The organism is Kordiimonas sp. (assembly GCF_965216265.1).
GTDB lineage: Bacteria > Pseudomonadota > Alphaproteobacteria > Sphingomonadales > Kordiimonadaceae > Kordiimonas.
In genome coordinates this window covers 2439722-2456046 of the sequence record NZ_OZ244153.1, presented here as the reverse complement: position 1 = coordinate 2456046, position 16325 = coordinate 2439722, and the positions used below count along the sequence as shown (strand labels likewise).

Below are 16325 nucleotides of genomic sequence, written 5' to 3'. Positions count from 1 at the left end.
ACCGGGCTAGACTATTGTCCGAGGTGATGCAGGGAAAAGGACCGGGTCTTCCGGCCACAGGGGGCAACTTATGGCAGGCAAAAAAAACGGCAGCAAATCCATTCTGATAGCGGGGGCAGGCATTTTAGCTGTCGCCGCACTCGGTTTTTTCGCGATTCTCAAATTCGCCGAATCAGAAGCTGAACAGGATATGATGCGCTGGCAGGACAGGATCAACCTTATCGCTGACAGCCGCGCCACCGAGGTTTCTGCCTGGTTGAACCGCTACCTCGCAAGCGTGGAAGCGTTGGCGAGCGACGCCACGATCCAGCTTTACGCGGGCGGGATGGATGACATGCCCGAAGCGGCCGAAGGCCAACGCGGATATGTGTTCGCGCTTCTCTCCGCTGCAGCCGAACGGGAAGGTTTCCAAGAGAAAACCGCCATTGACCAGTTGGCCGCCAACATCAAACGCCCACAACGCGCAGGCCTTGCCATCCTTCGCGGTGACGGCAGCGCCATGGTGACCACCAGCGGCATGCCAATCCTGCGCCCCGGCGAATGGCCGTCTGATGCGCGCGGATCTTTCATCGCCGTTGGGCCACAACTTGAAGATAAAACACCACTGGTGATTTTTGGTGCGCCTGTTGTGGCATCCGAAGGCATGGCGGGCGACCCTGCGGCCATCAATTGGGTGATTGGCGCCCGACCTTTGGACAGTGATTTCCTGAACACACTCAAACAACCCGGTGCCGCCAGCAAGACAGGCGAAACCTATGTTGTGGTTCGCGGGCAGGATGACCTTGTAACTCCCCTGACGCCGCTTGCAGAAGGTGGCCGTGTTGGCGAAGCCCGGCGGGATGCAGCGGCCGCATTTGCCGCCACCGCGCCGGGTGCTTTTGGTATGCGCCCCAATTATGCAGGGACGAAAGTTTTGGTAACAGGTCGGGAGCTTTCGGCCCCGGTGCCTTGGGTTCTGGTACGCACGATCAGCGCACAGGAGGCATTGTCCGAGATTAACGAACGGCGCAACGGCCTGATTATCACGCTGTCGCTGGCGGCGCTTTTTGTGCTCGCCGGTCTCGTGCTTGTGTGGCGGCACGGTGTTTCCATCCGCCTTCAGGCCAGCTACCGGGAACAAGCGGCGCTTTCCAAACAGAATGAGGCCCTGAGCCGGTTCCTTCAATCTGTAAGCGACAGCCAGCCTACGGCAATCGCCGCGCTTGATAGTGACCTGACCGTGCGCTTTGCCAACAAGAAGCTGGGCGAGGTGACGGATATATCCGTTTCAGACCTCACCAATCGCCGGCTGGATACTGCTTTCAAGAGCGACACGGCGGACAAGCTTCGCAGCGGCCTTAAGTCGGTCAGCAAAGGCCAAAGCTCCGAGATGCAGCTCACCTTGCCGGTGGGCGACGCTGAACGCATTTTCCAAACCCAGCTGTTGCCGCTTGAAGGCGCTGGCCAGGACAAGGCGAATGCCCTTCTGGTGATGCAGGATATCTCGTCTCTGGTGCGCGCGAAGGAACAGTCTGAAACGCTTTTCAAACAGCTTGTCAGCACCCTCACCCAGATCATTGATGCGCGCGACCCCTGGAGCAAACACCACTCTGTTCGTGTGGCGGACGTTGCCTCTGCCATCGCCGCAGAAATGGGCTGGGACGCAGACACATGTGAAAGCGTGCGTATCGCGGGCCAGCTGGTGAACCTTGGCAAGATTTTTGTGCCAACCGAGATTTTGACCAAACAGAGCGGGCTGACGGATGAGGAGATCGCCCTTGTGCGTGAAAGCATGCAAAAGGGCTCAACCCTTGTGGCGGGGCTCGACTTCAAAGGGCCGGTGGCGGCCATCCTTGGTGAAATGCGCGAAAACTGGGACGGCTCAGGCGAACCCGACGGCAAAAAAGGCGAAGCTATCGAGCCCGGCGCCCGAGTGCTTAGCGTTGCCAACGCTTTTGTTGGCATGGTGTCCGCACGCGCGCACCGTGAAGGGCTCGGCTTTGACAAGGCGCTTGATATCCTGAACGGAGACGCAGGCAAGCGCTATGAGCGCCGCACGGTAGCCGCGTTGCAGAATATCCTGGAAAACAAGGACGGCCGCAGCCGTTGGCAGAGTTATACGCAGGTCGTTAAAGAGGGCCCCTGATCAGGGGTGTTGAACTCGGGGCTAGTGAACCTGGACGCGTCAAACCCGGTGCGCCCGTCACCTGTTCCGCGAGGCGCATACCGCCAAGCCGTGCCATCTTGAGGGTTAGTGTTTTTTTGCGTGCCGCGTTCATGCGCCGGTTGGCAGCGGAGCGAAGAATTTCTGCACCATAAGCATCCGCTATCATAATACCGGTAATGTCCGGCAGGCTTGTCTCTTCATTCAGAACCTCAAGCGGGAAGTCCTGATCAACCGCGAAATAAAACTCTTCGCCGTAGTCGAGATACTCCTGCCATTTGTGGTCACTACGGAAATCAGCAAGGCCTGACTTCACCTCCACAATCATGCAGTGCCCTTTTGGGTCCAGCGACACAATGTCAGCCCGTCGTCCATTAGTAAGCGGCACTTCAGTGATGGGCGCATAGCCAAGCTCCAGAAGCAGGCGTGTCGCCCCGCGGGTAACAACTTCTGTGCTGGTCATGAGGTTTCTCCTGCAATCGGCGTCTTTGCGAATCACAGGAAAGCATCTCAAAGCTTCAGTTTGGGCGCAAGAAAAAAGAACATAAAGGGAACAAATGGAAAGCTTAACTTTCTTCCGCAACGATCTCGGCGAGCCGGTTCACAAGTGCTTGGCCTTTTTCGCCACCTTCGCCCGTGATCTTGTTCTCAAGTACCACCTCGAAAATGCGGACATGAGCCCCCACGCCGCGCGCGCTGGCATTCTCACCTGCGGTTTTGATATAGCGGCACAAGGACGTACCCACAGTGGTCATCAGCCCAAAATTGAAGCTCGAGCCCATGCCTTTGATATTATGGCTGATGTCATAAACACGGTCAGCTTTGCCCTGGTCCGTGCCTGACGCTTCCATCTCGGTGGTAATCTCACGCAGTTCTTTCACGGCATCGATTGTCCATGTCATGAATTGATCGACCAGTTCCTGATCGTCCGCGTATGAATAGTCACCTTGTTCGCCAGCCATAAATCTTCTTCTGTTACCGTTGCAGGAAACACTGTTAATAAATATATCAGATTAACAAGACTTTAAGGGCAAAAATGCAACTAGGATTATATTGACCTGAAGTTTTGGGCCGGTTTTGCTTGCAATACCCGGCCTGCCTTCGATAAACCAAGGCAAACCAATGCGGAACAAGGAGCATACAGTGAGCCCAAATGAAATCGCGCGCTTGCAGGCATACCTGCAGGCTAAATTTAACAACAACATGATCAAACTGGTCCGTCGCCCTAAAGCGAAAGACTCGGTCGAGGTTGTTTTGGGCGAAGAATTTCTGGGTGTCGTGTACCGCGATGATGACGAAGGCGAAATTTCATACGCCATGTCTATCTGTGTGCTCGAGGAAGATCTGCCTCAAATTTAACGAGACTGCCCTGGTTTAACGAGACTGCCCTGGGGGGCTGCCTGCGGCTGGAGACATTCATGCTCTATCTTCTTGCTCTACTTATTCCGCCGCTTGCGCTGCTTCTGTGCGGGAAACCATTTCAGGCGATCTTCGCTGCGGTGATCTGGGTCATTGCGTGGTTCCTGACCATCCTTGCAGGCGCTGGTTTCATCGTTTGGGTGATACTTGCTGTCTGGTCGATCATGGTGGTCCGTGACCGCAATACACGCAAAATGTTTGAAGAAACGCGCGGGCGATAAGCCGCCTGCGCATATCTCCACCTCCTACTTGTATATGACAAGCTGCCGACCTGAGCAGCTTGCACATCTCTGTGCGCCGTGTCACATTCCATAAATGAAACATTTTCATTTTAAAGGAATGGCAACATGGCGGCGCCGTCCATCAGGCAGCTTGAACGGGGTGAGCACGATCTAATCGGGCAGATAATCGCCACAGGTTTTGCAGACGATGCAGTCAACCTGTGGGTTTTCGCTGGCGAAGGTGCCATGAAACCCACGTTCACCACCATGGCAGAATACCTTTACCTGACCCGTGGTTTTGGCCATGTCACAGCAGACGGTTTGGCAGGAACCCTGTGGTTACCGCCTAGCGCAAAAAAGGGATACGGCCTTGGGAACCTCAGCCTCGGCGCAAGCATCATTCGTCACGGCGGCCTGCAGGCTCTTAAAAATTCGCTCGCGATCGACGCCTTCATGGCGAAGAAGCGCAAGCTGCACCCGCCGCATTTCTATCTGTTCGCCATCGCCGTTGACCCAAGCCTGCAAGGCAAGGGCATAGGTGGCGCCCTGATGCGCGAGGCCCTCACACGTGTAGACGCTGCTGGCATGCCGGCGTATCTCGAGAACTCGAAAGAGCAGAATATTTCGTTCTACCAGAACCATGGTTTTGAGATACTGGAAGAAGCAGTGCCCGCCAACGGATGCCCACCCATGTGGCTTATGTGGCGCAAAGCTAACTAAGCCTATATAGACACCGAGAGTTTTTCGGCCTCATCCAGATGATGCTCGACGCAGTTATCGCCGTCGCCAATACGGTCCACGACTAGAAAATCACTGACTCCCTCAAGAGCGAGACAGAAGTGATGCCATGTACCCGCATGATAGTTCACGCCCTGCCCCGGCTCTGCCTTGAAAGCGCGTATTTGCGCGGCATCAAAATCGCCTTTTGGAGCAACCACCACCAGATAGGGCTTGGGGCCAAGCGGCATAAACGCCTGACTTGAAAGTGGATGATATTCCATCAGCTCAATCAACACCGGTAGCGGCAGCGGGGTTGAGCGAAAGATGCTCATGCCTGCGCGACCACGGTTTGCATCTACGTCAACAAGCGCGAGATCATGAAACCTAACCGTATTCCCGTAATTGATACCAAACTGGCGCACTCGATCTGTCGCTTCAATCACATCCCCGAAAGGTTTGAAAACGTCAGCTGTCAACGGTTCTGCGGTCAATACTCGCATGGTGACTCCTTAGCGCTTCGCACCCTCTTCAATCCATTTACCGATCAGCGCGCGTTCTTCATCGGTCATGCCAGTCTCATTACCAAGCGGCATGATATCGGCCTTCACCGTTTGCTCCATGATCCGCGGTGCATAAAGCTCAATCAACTCTGGCCGGTCGAGCATGACACCACCGGGGGCTTCCTCGAAGCTTTCATGAGTTGGTGCTGCCGCATGACAGTTGGTGCAATGTTTACCAACAATAGCCTGTACGCGTTTGAAAGATGCATCACCCGCCGCCACATCGGGACGGTCACGTTTCTCCACGTCAGCGGCAAACATGGCGATCAATATGAAGAGAAGGGCCGCAGCTGCGACAAGCCCGGGGCTTGATTGTCCCTTGTGGCGCAGGTTGAAGAAATGCCGCACCATCACACCCACAAGGCCAATGCCCGCCACGATAACCCAGTTATAGGGGTTGGAAAATGTCATCGGATAGTGGTTGGAGATCATCAAAAACAGCACCGGCAGGGTCATGTAATTATTATGCAAACTGCGCTGTTTGCCGATCTGGCCAAGGCGTGGGTCAGGGGCTTCACCAGCGGTGAGCGCCGCCACAACCTTTTTCTGGTTCGGGATAATCACCATAAATACGTTGGCGGCCATCGCTGTGCCGACAATCGCACCAACATGAATGAACGCAGCGCGGTCAGAGAAAATATTCGTGAGCGCATAAGCCGCCGCGACGAGGGAGAAGAACCAGATGATACCCGTGAGTTTATTGTTTTGCCCGATGGGGGAACGACAAAGCCCGTCATAAAACACCCAGCCACCAACGAGGAACGCGAGGCTGATACCAATGGCCTCAAATTGCGTGAGATCCATCTTGGATTTATCGATCAGAAACAACTCCGCCCCGAGATAATAGATCACAGCCAATAGCGCAAAACCGCTCATCCAGGTGAAATAGGCTTCCCATTTGAACCAGTGAAGCTTTTCGGGCATCTGCTCAGGCGCAACGGCATATTTCTGCTTGTGGTAAAAACCACCACCATGCACAGACCACAACTCACCTGACATGCCCTTCTTCTTTTCCTTTGGCTCCTCAAGATGGTTGTCGAGCCAAACGAAATAGAAGCTTGAGCCGATCCATGCGATACCGGTGATGAAATGCAGCCAACGGATGGCAAGGCTCAGCCATGCGGTAATATCAATGTCCATTTAAAACTCCTGGGGCCGTCAGGCCGCACCTTCATACGACAACACCAAGTCATACGCTGGTGTGGTTAAAAATTCTTCCAGGCTTTCATCCATCACCAATTTGGTGAAAAGGCAAACCGCATCATCAAGCCGCTCGCGCCCCGTGAACTCCTGCGCCTGCAGGGCAGCAACTTCTTCACCAATCAAGGCCTCAAGCAGCGCGGCGTCGATCAAGCGATCATCATCCAGCTTGGCGCCATGGGTACGCCACTGCCACAGCTGAGTGCGGGAAATTTCCGCCGTCGCTGCATCTTCCATCAGGTGGTGAATAGGCACACAGCCCATGCCTGAAAGCCAGGCCGAAACATACATCAACCCCACGCTGATATTACTGCGCACACCAGCCTCGGTAATGACCCCTTCGGGCACATCAAGAAGATCGCGCGGCGTCACGTCCACGTCCGCGCGTGCATTAAAAAGCTGGTTAGGCCCTGGCATCACCCGGTCAAACACCTCGCGCACTGTCGGGATAAGGCCCGGATGCGCAACCCAGGTGCCATCGTGCCCGTTTTTGGCCTCGCGCTCCTTGTCTGCTTTCACCTTGGCGATGGCGGCTGCATTGGCGGCTGCGTCCCCTTTGATGGGTATCTGCGCTGCCATACCGCCCATCGCATGGGCGCCGCGCCGGTGACAGGTTTTGATCAGAAGCTGGCTATAGCTTTTAAGGAAGTGCTGGTCCATGCCCACACCTGCGCGGTCAGGCAACACAAAGTCACGGCGACAGGCAAAACGCTTGATGAAGTTGAAGATATAATCCCAGCGTCCACAGTTCAGGCCAACAATATGATCCCTGAGTTCATAGAGAATCTCATCCATCTGGAACGCAGCCGTTATCGTCTCTATGAGCACTGTCACCCGCACCGTACCACGCGCAAGCGATAGATGATCTTCCGCAAAAGCAATCACATCCTCCCAAAGGCGGGCTTCAAGGTGATGTTCCATTTTCGGCAGGTAAAAATATGGGCCAACGCCCCGCTTTACCTGCTTTTCAGCGCTGTGAAACAGGAATAAGGCGAAATCGAAGAACCCGGCTGAAATAGGCTTGCCATCAAGCCGCACATGTTGCTCAAGCATATGCAGGCCGCGCGGCCGCACGAGAAGGGCAGCTGTCTCATCCGACAGCGCATATTGCTTCCCAGTATCGGGGTTGGTGAAACTGATAGTACCGTGGGCAGCGTCCCGCAGGTTGATCTGCCCCCTGATCATATTTTCCCATGTGGGGGTCGAGCTGTCCTCAAAGTCGGCCATGAAACAGTTTGCGCCCGAGTTGAGCGCGTTGATCACCATCTTCCGGTCCACTGGCCCGGTGATCTCAATCCGCCGATCAAGCAGTGCCTCCGGGGCCGGGCGCACATGCCATTCTCTTGCACGCACCTCCGCAGTTTCAGGCAGGAAATCTGGCAACAAGCCCTTGTCGAAGCCGCGCTGAACTTCCGCGCGTGCTGCCATCAACTCCCGCCGCCGCACCCCAAAACGCGCTTCTATCTCAGCGACAAACTTCAACGCGCCTTCGGTCAAAATCTCATTGGCACCCGCCACTTTGGGGCCCGTAATTTTCAGATTATCACTACTCACTTCCCTAGCCTCTCGTACCTTCAAAGGTGCTGCAACAGCTGCGCGGCAACTGCGGCCGCGATCACCTCTGGTTCCTTGCCCTCAATGCCCGAAACACCAATGGGGCATGTGAGCCCTTTAAGCTCTTCATCGTTCAGAACCCCATCTTTCCTCACATGGCTTTCAAAGCGCGCGCGTTTTGTCTCGGAACCGATAAGCCCGACATAGCGTGCATCGCCCCGCTTCAGCGCCGCCGCCGCTATCTCATAGTCCAGCTGGTGGCTGTGGGTGAAAATGAGAAACAGTGCCCCACTTTCCGCCGCCTCGACCACATCAACCGGGTTTGAGGTGTGATCTTGCGCCACGATATCTCTCACGTCTGTGGGAAATTCATGCGCCCGCTGGTCCACCCAAGCCACCTTGAACGGCAATGGGGAAACAGCGTTTACGACCGCCTTACCCACATGCCCGGCACCAAACATATACAGCGGATACCGCGTTTCAGCCGCCATCGCTTTCTTGCGCGCAGCCACCCCGTTTCCCCGACTCATTTTTTCAAGCGACAGCACAACTGAGCCCCCACAGCATTGCTCCAACAGCGGGCCCAGCGCATATTTCTGCGTCGCTTCGCTCTTGTCCGGCATCGCCAGAAGCTTGCGGGCCTGCTCAATCGCCTGAAATTCCAGATTACCGCCGCCAATAGTGCCCTCGGTGCGTGCGGCTTCAATCCACATGGTGGTGCCCGCTTCACGTGGAACGGAGCCTTTGGTCTCTTTGATTGTGACCAGAATTCCCATTATGCCTTGGGGCCCGGCTGTCATCAGCTTTGTGCCTGCTTTTGCACCGCCACAACTGCTTTAAGCACTTCTTCCGGCGTTGCAGGTGCGTTCAGGCATGCCCGCACTTTATAATCCGACGCCGCGGACACAGCGTCTGCGATCGCAAGGAACACAGAATTCGCCAGCATGAAGGGCGGCTCGCCCACTGCCTTTGATCGGTGGATCGTGGCCTCAACATTGCGGCCTTTTTTATATAGCTCAATATTCAAATGCTCCGGCCTGTCGCTGCAGGCAGGAATTTTATAGGTGGACGGCGCGTGTGTGCGCAGCCGGCCGTCCTTATCAAACACCAGCTCTTCGGTGGTGAGCCAACCCATGCCCTGGATGAAGCCGCCTTCAATCTGCCCCTTGTCGATCGCCGGGTTTAGTGAGCGGCCGGTGTCATGCAGGATGTCCACCCGCTCGACCTTATATTCACCGGTCAAGGTATCGATCAGCACCTCGGAAACCGCAGCGCCGTAACAGAAATACAGGAACGGGCGGCCTTTATGTTTGCTGCGATCATAGTGGATTTTGGGGGTTTTATAAAAACCTGTGGCAGACAGTGAGACCCGCCCGAGGTAAGCCTCCCGCACCAGATCTGCGAAGGGTATTTCCTTGTTCTCGACATAGACATTATTGTTGCGGAACGTGACCCTGTCTTTTGGGCAATCGTATTTTTCGGCCGCAAAATCAGTTAGCCGGGCCTTGATCTTGCGGGCAGCGTCCAGCGCCGCCATGCCGTTCAGGTCTGAGCCGGAGGATGCCGCCGTCGCCGACGTGTTGGGCACTTTGGCCGTGGTGGTTGCGGTGATCTTGATATGGTCCACGTCAATCTGGAACTCTTCCGCCACCACCTGCGCGACCTTGACAAAAAGGCCCTGCCCCATCTCGGTGCCGCCGTGGTTCAGGTGCACGCTGCCGTCTGCATATACATGCACGAGGGCGCCTGCCTGATTGAGGTGCGTGGTGGTAAAACTGATGCCAAATTTCACCGGGGTCAGCGCGATGCCTTTTTTAAGATAAGGGCTATTGGCGTTGAAGGCACGCATCTCAGCCCGCCGCCGGGTATAATCTGTGCTATCAGCCAGCGCATCAAGTAGTGCAGGCGCAATATTATCCTCAACAGTCATGCCAAACGGTGTGACATTGCGGTTTTCACCGCCATAGAGGTTCGCTCGCCGCACATCCAAGGGGTCCTTCCCGAGATTGTGCGCGATCTCGTCCATCACACATTCAATACCCAACATGCCTTGCGGCCCGCCAAAACCACGGAAGGCGGTGTTTGATACCGTGTGGGTTTTCAAGCGGTGAGATTTAACCTCCACATCGCTCAGATAATAACAATTGTCAGCATGGAACATGGCACGGTCATTGATCGCGGGGGACAGATCAGTTGAACGCCCGCAACGCGACGCCATTTCAATCGCCATGCCTGTGATGCGGCCCTCACCATCGAAACCCACGTCATAATCATAGCGGAAATCATGCCGCTTGCCGGTCATGATCATATCGTCATCCCGGTCGAGCCTGAGTTTCGCAGGGCGCCCTGTTTTTACCGCAACAAGCGCCGCCATTGCCGCGAATATGGCGGGATGGGTTTCCTTGCCCCCAAACCCGCCGCCCATGCGCCGCACCTCGACGGTTACAGCATTTGTGGGTTTAGCAAGCACGTGCGCCACGAGATGCTGAACCTCGCTGGGGTGTTGAGTTGAGGAAAAGACATGCACATCGCCGTCCTCCTCCGGTCGGGCGAAGGCGACCTGACCTTCCAGATAGAAGTGGTCCTGCCCCCCGATACGGAAGCTGCCTGACAGGCGGTTTGGTGAGGCCTCGAGCGCTGCTTTTGCATCCCCCTGGGCCAGGGTTTGCATCGGCTCAATCGCGCTGTTGGCCTCAAGTGCCGCATCAATGGTGGTGAGCGATGGCAAGGCCTCATAGTCAACGCGGGCAAGCTTTGCCGCAGCCCTTGCCGCCTCAACGCTGGTTGCGGCGACGGCGAAAATCGGCTGGCCAATATATTCAACCAACCCGTCAGCAAACAAGGGGTCGTCACCTGCGAACGCGCTCACGTCATTGTGGCCGGGGATATCACCGGCGGCAATCACGCAGGCCACACCTTTGGCAGTTTTTACGGCCTCAAGGTCCATTGCCAATATACGGGCATGTGCATGCTCAGACATCGCGGCATAGATATGCAGCATGTCTTTGGGCTCAGGCATATCGTCGATATAAACCGCCTCGCCTGAGACATGTTTATGGGCGCTGTCGTGCTTCAGTTCTTTATGCACCGCGCCTTTAATCTCGGATACCGCCACGGGCTCTGCTTTGACATCAGCCATGGGCCACCTCCTCTAAATCAAGCACCCTCGTTGCCACGCCTTCCGTTGTCTCAAGGAATGCTTTCCGGAGCAGGTTTTTCGCCGCCATCATGCGGTACTCGGCGCTCGCCCGCATGTCACTGATCGGCGCAAAATCCTCATCAAAGGCGGCCAATGCGGCCTCAAGGCTTTCTTCGCACCATGTTTTACCGGTGAGCGCACCTTCAACCGCGCGGGCACGTTTGGGTGTTGCCGCCATACCGCCAAACGCGATGCGCACTTCGCTGACAAGGTCGTCTTCAAGCGTGAGAGAGAAAGCCCCGCACACGGCAGAGATATCCTGATCGAACCGTTTGGAGATTTTATAGGCCCGGTAGTGCTGCCCCTCATGCGGTTTGGGCACGGAAACCCTGGCCACAAATTCGCCCGGCATACGGTCCTGCTTGCCATAATCGATGAAATAGTCCTCCAGCGGCATGGTGCGCTCCATCTCGCCCATGCGCAGGGTGAGGGTAGCACCTGCCGCAATCAGCGCAGGCATACTGTCGCCAATCGGTGAGCCATTTGCGATGTTGCCGCCAATGGTACCGCTGTTTCTGATTTGCACAGACCCAATGCGCCGGATCAGCTCGCCCATATCCGGATAGAACTTCCCGAGCACCTCCATCGCGTCTGAATAGGTTACACCTGCGCCTATTTCAACCGATTGATCGGTAATCGAGATTTCCCGAAGCTCTGCCACGTCACCGACATAGATAACTTGGCTCAGTTCCTTATGTTGTTTGGTCACCCAAAGGCCAACATCTGTACCCCCCGCAAGGTATGTTGCATCTGGATAAGCTAATGAAATATTTGATAATTCGCCAATGGTTACGGGTGCGTAATATTCCTTCAGATTACCCGTCAAGCCGCCTTTTGAGCTCAGCTTCAACATCTCGTGGCGCTTCAGGGCCTTGAGTGCATCCATGCGGTCATGCAGCGCATCGGCGTCAATGACCACCCGTAACTCCTGCATGCGTTTTGCAGCGTCGATGATAGGCCCATAACCGGTACAGCGGCAAAGGTTCCCGGCCAGCGCATCATTGATACGCGCACGGTCCGGCACGCCGCCCTCTTCATAAAGCGCATAAAGCGACATCACAAAACCAGGAGTACAGAAGCCGCACTGTGAGCCATGAGTGTCAATCAGTGCCTGCTGCACCGGGTGAAGCGTGCCGTCAGCCGACTTCAGGCTTTCAGTGGTGATCAATTCCTTGCCGTCCAGCGTCGGCACGAACAAGATGCAGGCATTCACCGCCCGGTAGCGGAGTATGCCGTCCACCAACTCACCCAGCACAACGGTGCAAGCGCCGCAGTCACCCTCTGCACAGCCTTCTTTGGTGCCCGTGCGCGCAAGCTCATAGCGCAGGAAATTCAAGACCGTTTTTGTCGGGTCCGGGTTCTGTAGCTCGTGGTAACGACCATCAAGCAGAAACCTTACAGTGCCGGACATGGCAGCCCCTCCCTGATCATCGCTTTTTTGGCCATCACTTTCCTGACCATTTCTCTAACTTCCCCGATATGTGCTGTAGCCATAAGGGGATATCAAAAGTGGCACATGATAGTGCGCGCCCTTATCCGCAATGCCAAACCGTATGGGCACAACGTCCAGAAACGCGGGATCAGCGAGCTTTGCTCCACGGTTTCGGAAGTAAGCCCCCGCATCAAACTCAAGCTCATAGTTGCCAACCTTGAAGTCAGCACCCTCCAGAAGTGGCGCGTCGGCACGGCCGTCACTGTTGGTCAGCACTTCCCTGATCTGTGAGCGACTGCCGTCAGCCCCCAGCAAATACAGCCTTATTTTTATGCCTTCGCCCGGACACCCGTTTGCAGTGTCCAGCACGTGGGTGGTTAACCGTCCCATCGTTATGCCTCGCAGATTGGTTTGAGGAATTTCGAGTTTAGACTGACCGAATAATCAGGATTTGTAAAGAATATCATCGACATAAAAGATACATAATTGTTGACAATTTATACAGATACGAGACAATCCAAGCCATCTCAGCGAAAAACATGACGGTCGACCATCGCGTTAACGCCTTGGTTTTCATGGATTTCCCGATAGTGAGCCCGATACCAACCCAATAACGACCTGAGCGATACAATGACCATGCACCCCAAACCGGCATCAGCTACAGACAGGCCTTCCACCAAAAAGGCTACCATCACAGAAGATGAGATCTGCCGTCGCATTCGTGACAGCGTGCTCGAGCAGCGGCTCGCGCCGGGCACCAAATTGACCGAAGAATCGCTCTGTAGTGTATTTGGCGCTGGCCGCACTACGGTACGCCGGGCGTTCTTGTTATTGAGCCGCGACAATATTATCGAATTGCAGAAGAATAAGGGCGCCGTTGTGGCCTCCCCGAGCCCAACAGAGGCGCAGGAAGTGTTTGAAGCGCGCCGGGCGCTTGAGGCATCGCTGATTGAAAAGGCGGTAAAGAAATGCACCAAGGCAGACATTGAAACCCTGAGGAACCATCTTGCCCTTGAAGAGGAAGCCCTGCGCCGTGCCGATATCGCACAGTGGATCAGGCTGACAGGTGAATTTCATCTGCATGTGGCCCGCATTGCCCGCAATGAACCCATGTATCATTTCCTGGAACAACTGGTGTTCCGCACGTCGCTTATCATCACACTATATGGCAAGCACAGGCGCAGCGCACCCAACTGCAAGGGGGATGACCACAGCCAGATTGTTGCGGCACTTGAAGCACGTGATAGTGGCGCGGCAACACGCATACTCCTGCATCATCTGGACGCAATCGAAGCAGGCCTCAACTTCGGTACACGCCATAGCGGGCAGGACCTGCACCAGATTTTTCACGGTGCGCAAGCCTCCTGAAGAAAGCCAAGAGACAAACCATGAGCATGACCGATTACCCACGCGACCTGAAGGGATATGGCCCCAACGTACCAAACGCCAACTGGCCGGACGGCGCTCGCATCGCCGTGCAGGTGGTGCTGAACTATGAAGAGGGTGGCGAAAATTGCGTCCTGCACGGTGACGCAGGGGCAGAAACCTTCCTCTCCGAGATCGTAAGCGCGCCGGTAGTTGAAAATGCACGCCACATGAGCATGGAGTCCGTCTATGAATATGGCAGCCGCGCGGGTGTGTGGCGGCTACTGCGCCTATTTGATAAATTCGACATTCCCGTCACCGTTTTTGCGGTAGCAGACGCGCTGAAACGATACCCCGAAATGGGCAAAGTATTCATTGAGAAGGGCCACGAAGTTTGCTCACACGGCCTCAAATGGATCAACTATCAGAATGTACCGGAAGAGATAGAACGCCAGCATATTGTTGAGGCCGTACACATTATCACGGAAACCACAGGCGAGGCACCGCTCGGTTGGTATACGGGCCGCACCAGCCCCAACACACGACGGCTGGTGGCTGAGCATGGTAGTTTCCTCTATGACGCCGACGATTATTCAGACGACTTGCCCTTCTGGTCCCGCATGGAAAACGGGGCCCACCTTGTGATCCCCTACACGCTGGATGTAAACGACATGCGCTTTGCGTCCGTGCAGGGTTTCAACTCCGGCGACCAGTTTTTTACTTATCTGCGTGACAGCTTTGATGCGCTTTATGAGGAAGGTGCAGAGGCCCCTAAAATGATGTCCATCGGACTTCACGGCAGGCTGATTGGCAGGCCCGGTCGCATTCGGGCGCTTGAGCGCTTCTTTGACTATGCCAAAAGCTTTGATCAGGTATGGTTTTGTCGCCGCGTAGATATTGCACGCCACTGGCATGAGCATCATCCCTATACAGGCGAAAGCGCATGAGCGATATACTGAAAATTCGCCCAAGCAAAGCCACCAAAGAAGCCTTCATGGAAACATATGGCGGCATTTACGAACATTCCGCTTGGATTGCCGAAGCCGCATGGCAGGTCAAAAACGGTGATAACCTCGACGTCGCAGATGCCCTGCATGACGCCATGCGAAATGCTGTTGAGGCTGCAGATGAACCCGCGAAACTCAGACTTATCTGCGCGCACCCGGATCTTGCAGGCAAGGCCGCCGTGCGCGGTGAACTGACAGACGAGTCTAAATCCGAACAAAAAGGCGCCGGACTAGATACCTGCAGCCCGGAAGAATTCGCTGAGTTTCAAACACTTAACAAAGCCTATAAGAAAAAATTCGGTTTCCCCTTTATCATCGCGGTAAAAGGGCATGACCGTCACAGCATTCTCGCGGCCTTTCGTGCCCGCCTGAACCATGACCGCGCGCTTGAGTTTGAAACGGCCCTCACAGAAATTCACAAGATTGCAAGCTTCCGCCTTGCCGATCTCTGCTCATAACACCGGAAAGTGAAACCCATGTCTGACACATCGTTCAGCCGCCAGTTTGTCAACCTCGCCAACCCCCGCATCGGCGCCGAAGTCACCTTTGCAACAGATGATTTTTTTGCTGATAAAGCGCGCCTGATTGATCCGGCAGACGCCGTGTTTATCCCAGGTAAATATGACGACAACGGCAAATGGATGGACGGCTGGGAAAGCCGCCGCAAACGCGGCACGGGGTATGATCACGCCATCATCCGGCTTGGCGGCCCCGGTTATGTGAAAGGGGTTGATATCGACACCAGCCATTTCACCGGCAACTTTCCGCCCGCCGCCAGCATTGATGCCTGTGTCGCCCGCAGTGATGTGCCGGGTGACAACACGGTCTGGACCGAGCTGGTCCCCGCCACCAACCTTAACGGCAACAGCCATCATATGATCGCTGTTAAAAGTGATACCGCATGGACTCACCTTCGGCTGAACATATACCCGGATGGCGGCGTCGCGCGCCTGCGCGTGTATGGCGTTATGGACAAAGACTGGTCTGCGGTTAGTGAGGATGAAACGCTCGACCTGCTGGCGATGGAAAACGGTGGTCGCGCGATTGTGGCCAACGATGAACATTTTGGCGTGCTCTCCAACATCACCCTGCCCGGTAAAGGCCTCAATATGGGAGACGGTTGGGAGACCCGCAGACGACGGGAACCCGGCAACGACTGGGCGATCCTCGCCCTCGGCCATGTGGGCACCATTGAGGATATCCTTGTGGACACAGCCTTTTTCAAAGGCAATTTCCCAAGCCATATTTCGCTTCAAGGTGCACTCGTTGATGGTGGAACGGACGATAGCCTGCCTGTGCAAAGCCAGTTCTGGGCCGAGCTTCTCGACAAGCAACCGTTATCTGCCGACAATGAGCATCACCTGAGGCCGCTTGCAGGCTGTGGCCCCATCAGTCATGTCCGGATCAATATTTACCCGGACGGTGGCATCAGCAGATTACGCCTGTTTGGCAAAATCCACTGTTAACCTGACACTAGCTCAAAACCTTATAATACAGCACGCGGC

General features: G+C 55.4%; 17 protein-coding genes. 8 read left to right on the top strand and 9 right to left on the bottom strand.

Features of this window, described 5'->3' with window-relative positions:
- Positions 1-70: 70 nt before the first annotated feature.
- Positions 71-2125 (top strand): HD domain-containing phosphohydrolase, encoded by a 2055-nt coding sequence (locus ACOOGA_RS11280; protein WP_417459609.1) that lies wholly within the window; start codon positions 71-73, stop codon positions 2123-2125.
- On the opposite strand, the gene ACOOGA_RS11275 is transcribed toward ACOOGA_RS11280, so the two are convergent.
- Together ACOOGA_RS11275 and ACOOGA_RS11270 are read right to left on the bottom strand one after the other, a co-directional pair.
- The gene (locus ACOOGA_RS11275; protein ID WP_420428728.1) at positions 2109-2606 is read right to left on the bottom strand and encodes an MmcB family DNA repair protein; all 498 of its coding nucleotides are present in this window, start codon (positions 2604-2606) and stop codon (positions 2109-2111) included. The genes ACOOGA_RS11280 and ACOOGA_RS11275 overlap by 17 nt on opposite strands.
- A gap of 103 nt (positions 2607-2709) precedes the next feature.
- A complete protein-coding gene (locus ACOOGA_RS11270; RefSeq protein WP_420428726.1) occupies positions 2710-3105 on the bottom strand; it encodes a hypothetical protein in 396 nt (131 codons plus the stop codon).
- Between the two features lie 181 nt (positions 3106-3286).
- Here ACOOGA_RS11270 and ACOOGA_RS11265 point away from each other — a divergent pair, with 181 nt between their 5' ends.
- The 3 genes from ACOOGA_RS11265 to ACOOGA_RS11255 all read left to right on the top strand — a co-directional run bounded on the left by ACOOGA_RS11265 (position 3287) and on the right by ACOOGA_RS11255 (position 4503).
- Positions 3287-3502, top strand: a complete 216-nt coding sequence (locus ACOOGA_RS11265; protein ID WP_417459606.1) for a DUF3126 family protein — start codon at positions 3287-3289, stop codon at positions 3500-3502.
- Positions 3503-3561: 59 nt separating this feature from the next.
- Positions 3562-3783, top strand: a complete 222-nt coding sequence (locus ACOOGA_RS11260) for a YqaE/Pmp3 family membrane protein (protein WP_417459605.1) — start codon at positions 3562-3564, stop codon at positions 3781-3783.
- Positions 3784-3909: 126 nt separating this feature from the next.
- The gene (locus ACOOGA_RS11255) at positions 3910-4503 is read left to right on the top strand and encodes a GNAT family N-acetyltransferase (RefSeq protein ID WP_420428724.1); all 594 of its coding nucleotides are present in this window, start codon (positions 3910-3912) and stop codon (positions 4501-4503) included.
- 2 nt (positions 4504-4505) lie between these two features.
- On the opposite strand, the gene ACOOGA_RS11250 is transcribed toward ACOOGA_RS11255, so the two are convergent.
- Genes ACOOGA_RS11250 through uraH form a run of 7 tightly spaced genes read right to left on the bottom strand, consistent with a single transcriptional unit; the run spans position 4506 to position 12838 of the window.
- A complete protein-coding gene (locus tag ACOOGA_RS11250) occupies positions 4506-5003 on the bottom strand; it encodes an ureidoglycolate lyase (RefSeq protein WP_420428722.1) in 498 nt (165 codons plus the stop codon).
- A gap of 9 nt (positions 5004-5012) precedes the next feature.
- Positions 5013-6203 carry a urate hydroxylase PuuD gene (locus ACOOGA_RS11245; protein ID WP_417459602.1) on the bottom strand — a complete coding sequence of 397 codons (1191 nt, stop codon included), beginning with the start codon at positions 6201-6203 and terminating at the stop codon, positions 5013-5015.
- 18 nt (positions 6204-6221) lie between these two features.
- The gene (aceB, locus tag ACOOGA_RS11240; protein WP_420428720.1) at positions 6222-7817 is read right to left on the bottom strand and encodes a malate synthase A; all 1596 of its coding nucleotides are present in this window, start codon (positions 7815-7817) and stop codon (positions 6222-6224) included.
- Positions 7818-7837: 20 nt separating this feature from the next.
- Complete coding sequence (xdhC, locus tag ACOOGA_RS11235) at positions 7838-8617, bottom strand: xanthine dehydrogenase accessory protein XdhC (RefSeq protein WP_417459600.1); 780 nt, start codon at positions 8615-8617, stop codon at positions 7838-7840.
- Positions 8617-10956 (bottom strand): xanthine dehydrogenase molybdopterin binding subunit, encoded by a 2340-nt coding sequence (xdhB, locus tag ACOOGA_RS11230; RefSeq protein WP_417459599.1) that lies wholly within the window; start codon positions 10954-10956, stop codon positions 8617-8619. Before xdhB ends, xdhC begins: the two co-directional genes overlap by 1 nt.
- Positions 10949-12427 carry a xanthine dehydrogenase small subunit gene (gene xdhA / locus ACOOGA_RS11225; protein ID WP_417459598.1) on the bottom strand — a complete coding sequence of 493 codons (1479 nt, stop codon included), beginning with the start codon at positions 12425-12427 and terminating at the stop codon, positions 10949-10951. Before xdhA ends, xdhB begins: the two co-directional genes overlap by 8 nt.
- Before the next feature lie 54 nt (positions 12428-12481).
- Positions 12482-12838 (bottom strand): hydroxyisourate hydrolase, encoded by a 357-nt coding sequence (uraH, locus tag ACOOGA_RS11220; protein ID WP_417459597.1) that lies wholly within the window; start codon positions 12836-12838, stop codon positions 12482-12484.
- A 240-nt stretch (positions 12839-13078) separates the two neighbouring features.
- On the opposite strand from uraH, the gene ACOOGA_RS11215 reads away from it, so the two are divergent.
- From ACOOGA_RS11215 to alc, 4 genes are read left to right on the top strand one after another with little or no spacing between them, the layout of a single operon-like run.
- The gene (locus ACOOGA_RS11215; RefSeq protein WP_417459596.1) at positions 13079-13816 is read left to right on the top strand and encodes a GntR family transcriptional regulator; all 738 of its coding nucleotides are present in this window, start codon (positions 13079-13081) and stop codon (positions 13814-13816) included.
- Positions 13817-13836: 20 nt separating this feature from the next.
- On the top strand, positions 13837-14760 hold the full coding sequence (gene puuE, locus ACOOGA_RS11210; protein ID WP_417459595.1) for an allantoinase PuuE: 924 nt from the start codon (positions 13837-13839) through the stop codon (positions 14758-14760).
- A complete protein-coding gene (gene uraD, locus ACOOGA_RS11205) occupies positions 14757-15278 on the top strand; it encodes a 2-oxo-4-hydroxy-4-carboxy-5-ureidoimidazoline decarboxylase (protein ID WP_417459594.1) in 522 nt (173 codons plus the stop codon). The genes puuE and uraD overlap by 4 nt, the downstream gene beginning before the upstream one ends.
- An 18-nt stretch (positions 15279-15296) precedes the next feature.
- A complete protein-coding gene (alc, locus tag ACOOGA_RS11200) occupies positions 15297-16286 on the top strand; it encodes an allantoicase (RefSeq protein ID WP_417459593.1) in 990 nt (329 codons plus the stop codon).
- Positions 16287-16325: the final 39 nt, after the last annotated feature.

Coding starts and splice junctions, on each gene's coding strand:
- ACOOGA_RS11280 (WP_417459609.1), top strand. CDS start 71: ATGGCAGGCAAAAAAAACGGCAGCAAATCCATTCTGATAGCGGGGGCA.
- ACOOGA_RS11275 (WP_420428728.1), bottom strand. CDS start 2,606: ATGACCAGCACAGAAGTTGTTACCCGCGGGGCGACACGCCTGCTTCTG.
- ACOOGA_RS11270 (WP_420428726.1), bottom strand. CDS start 3,105: ATGGCTGGCGAACAAGGTGACTATTCATACGCGGACGATCAGGAACTG.
- ACOOGA_RS11260 (WP_417459605.1), top strand. CDS start 3,562: ATGCTCTATCTTCTTGCTCTACTTATTCCGCCGCTTGCGCTGCTTCTG.
- ACOOGA_RS11255 (WP_420428724.1), top strand. CDS start 3,910: ATGGCGGCGCCGTCCATCAGGCAGCTTGAACGGGGTGAGCACGATCTA.
- ACOOGA_RS11250 (WP_420428722.1), bottom strand. CDS start 5,003: ATGCGAGTATTGACCGCAGAACCGTTGACAGCTGACGTTTTCAAACCT.
- ACOOGA_RS11245 (WP_417459602.1), bottom strand. CDS start 6,203: ATGGACATTGATATTACCGCATGGCTGAGCCTTGCCATCCGTTGGCTG.
- xdhC (WP_417459600.1), bottom strand. CDS start 8,617: ATGACAGCCGGGCCCCAAGGCATAATGGGAATTCTGGTCACAATCAAA.
- xdhB (WP_417459599.1), bottom strand. CDS start 10,956: ATGGCTGATGTCAAAGCAGAGCCCGTGGCGGTATCCGAGATTAAAGGC.
- xdhA (WP_417459598.1), bottom strand. CDS start 12,427: ATGTCCGGCACTGTAAGGTTTCTGCTTGATGGTCGTTACCACGAGCTA.
- uraH (WP_417459597.1), bottom strand. CDS start 12,838: ATGGGACGGTTAACCACCCACGTGCTGGACACTGCAAACGGGTGTCCG.
- ACOOGA_RS11215 (WP_417459596.1), top strand. CDS start 13,079: ATGACCATGCACCCCAAACCGGCATCAGCTACAGACAGGCCTTCCACC.
- puuE (WP_417459595.1), top strand. CDS start 13,837: ATGAGCATGACCGATTACCCACGCGACCTGAAGGGATATGGCCCCAAC.
- uraD (WP_417459594.1), top strand. CDS start 14,757: ATGAGCGATATACTGAAAATTCGCCCAAGCAAAGCCACCAAAGAAGCC.
- alc (WP_417459593.1), top strand. CDS start 15,297: ATGTCTGACACATCGTTCAGCCGCCAGTTTGTCAACCTCGCCAACCCC.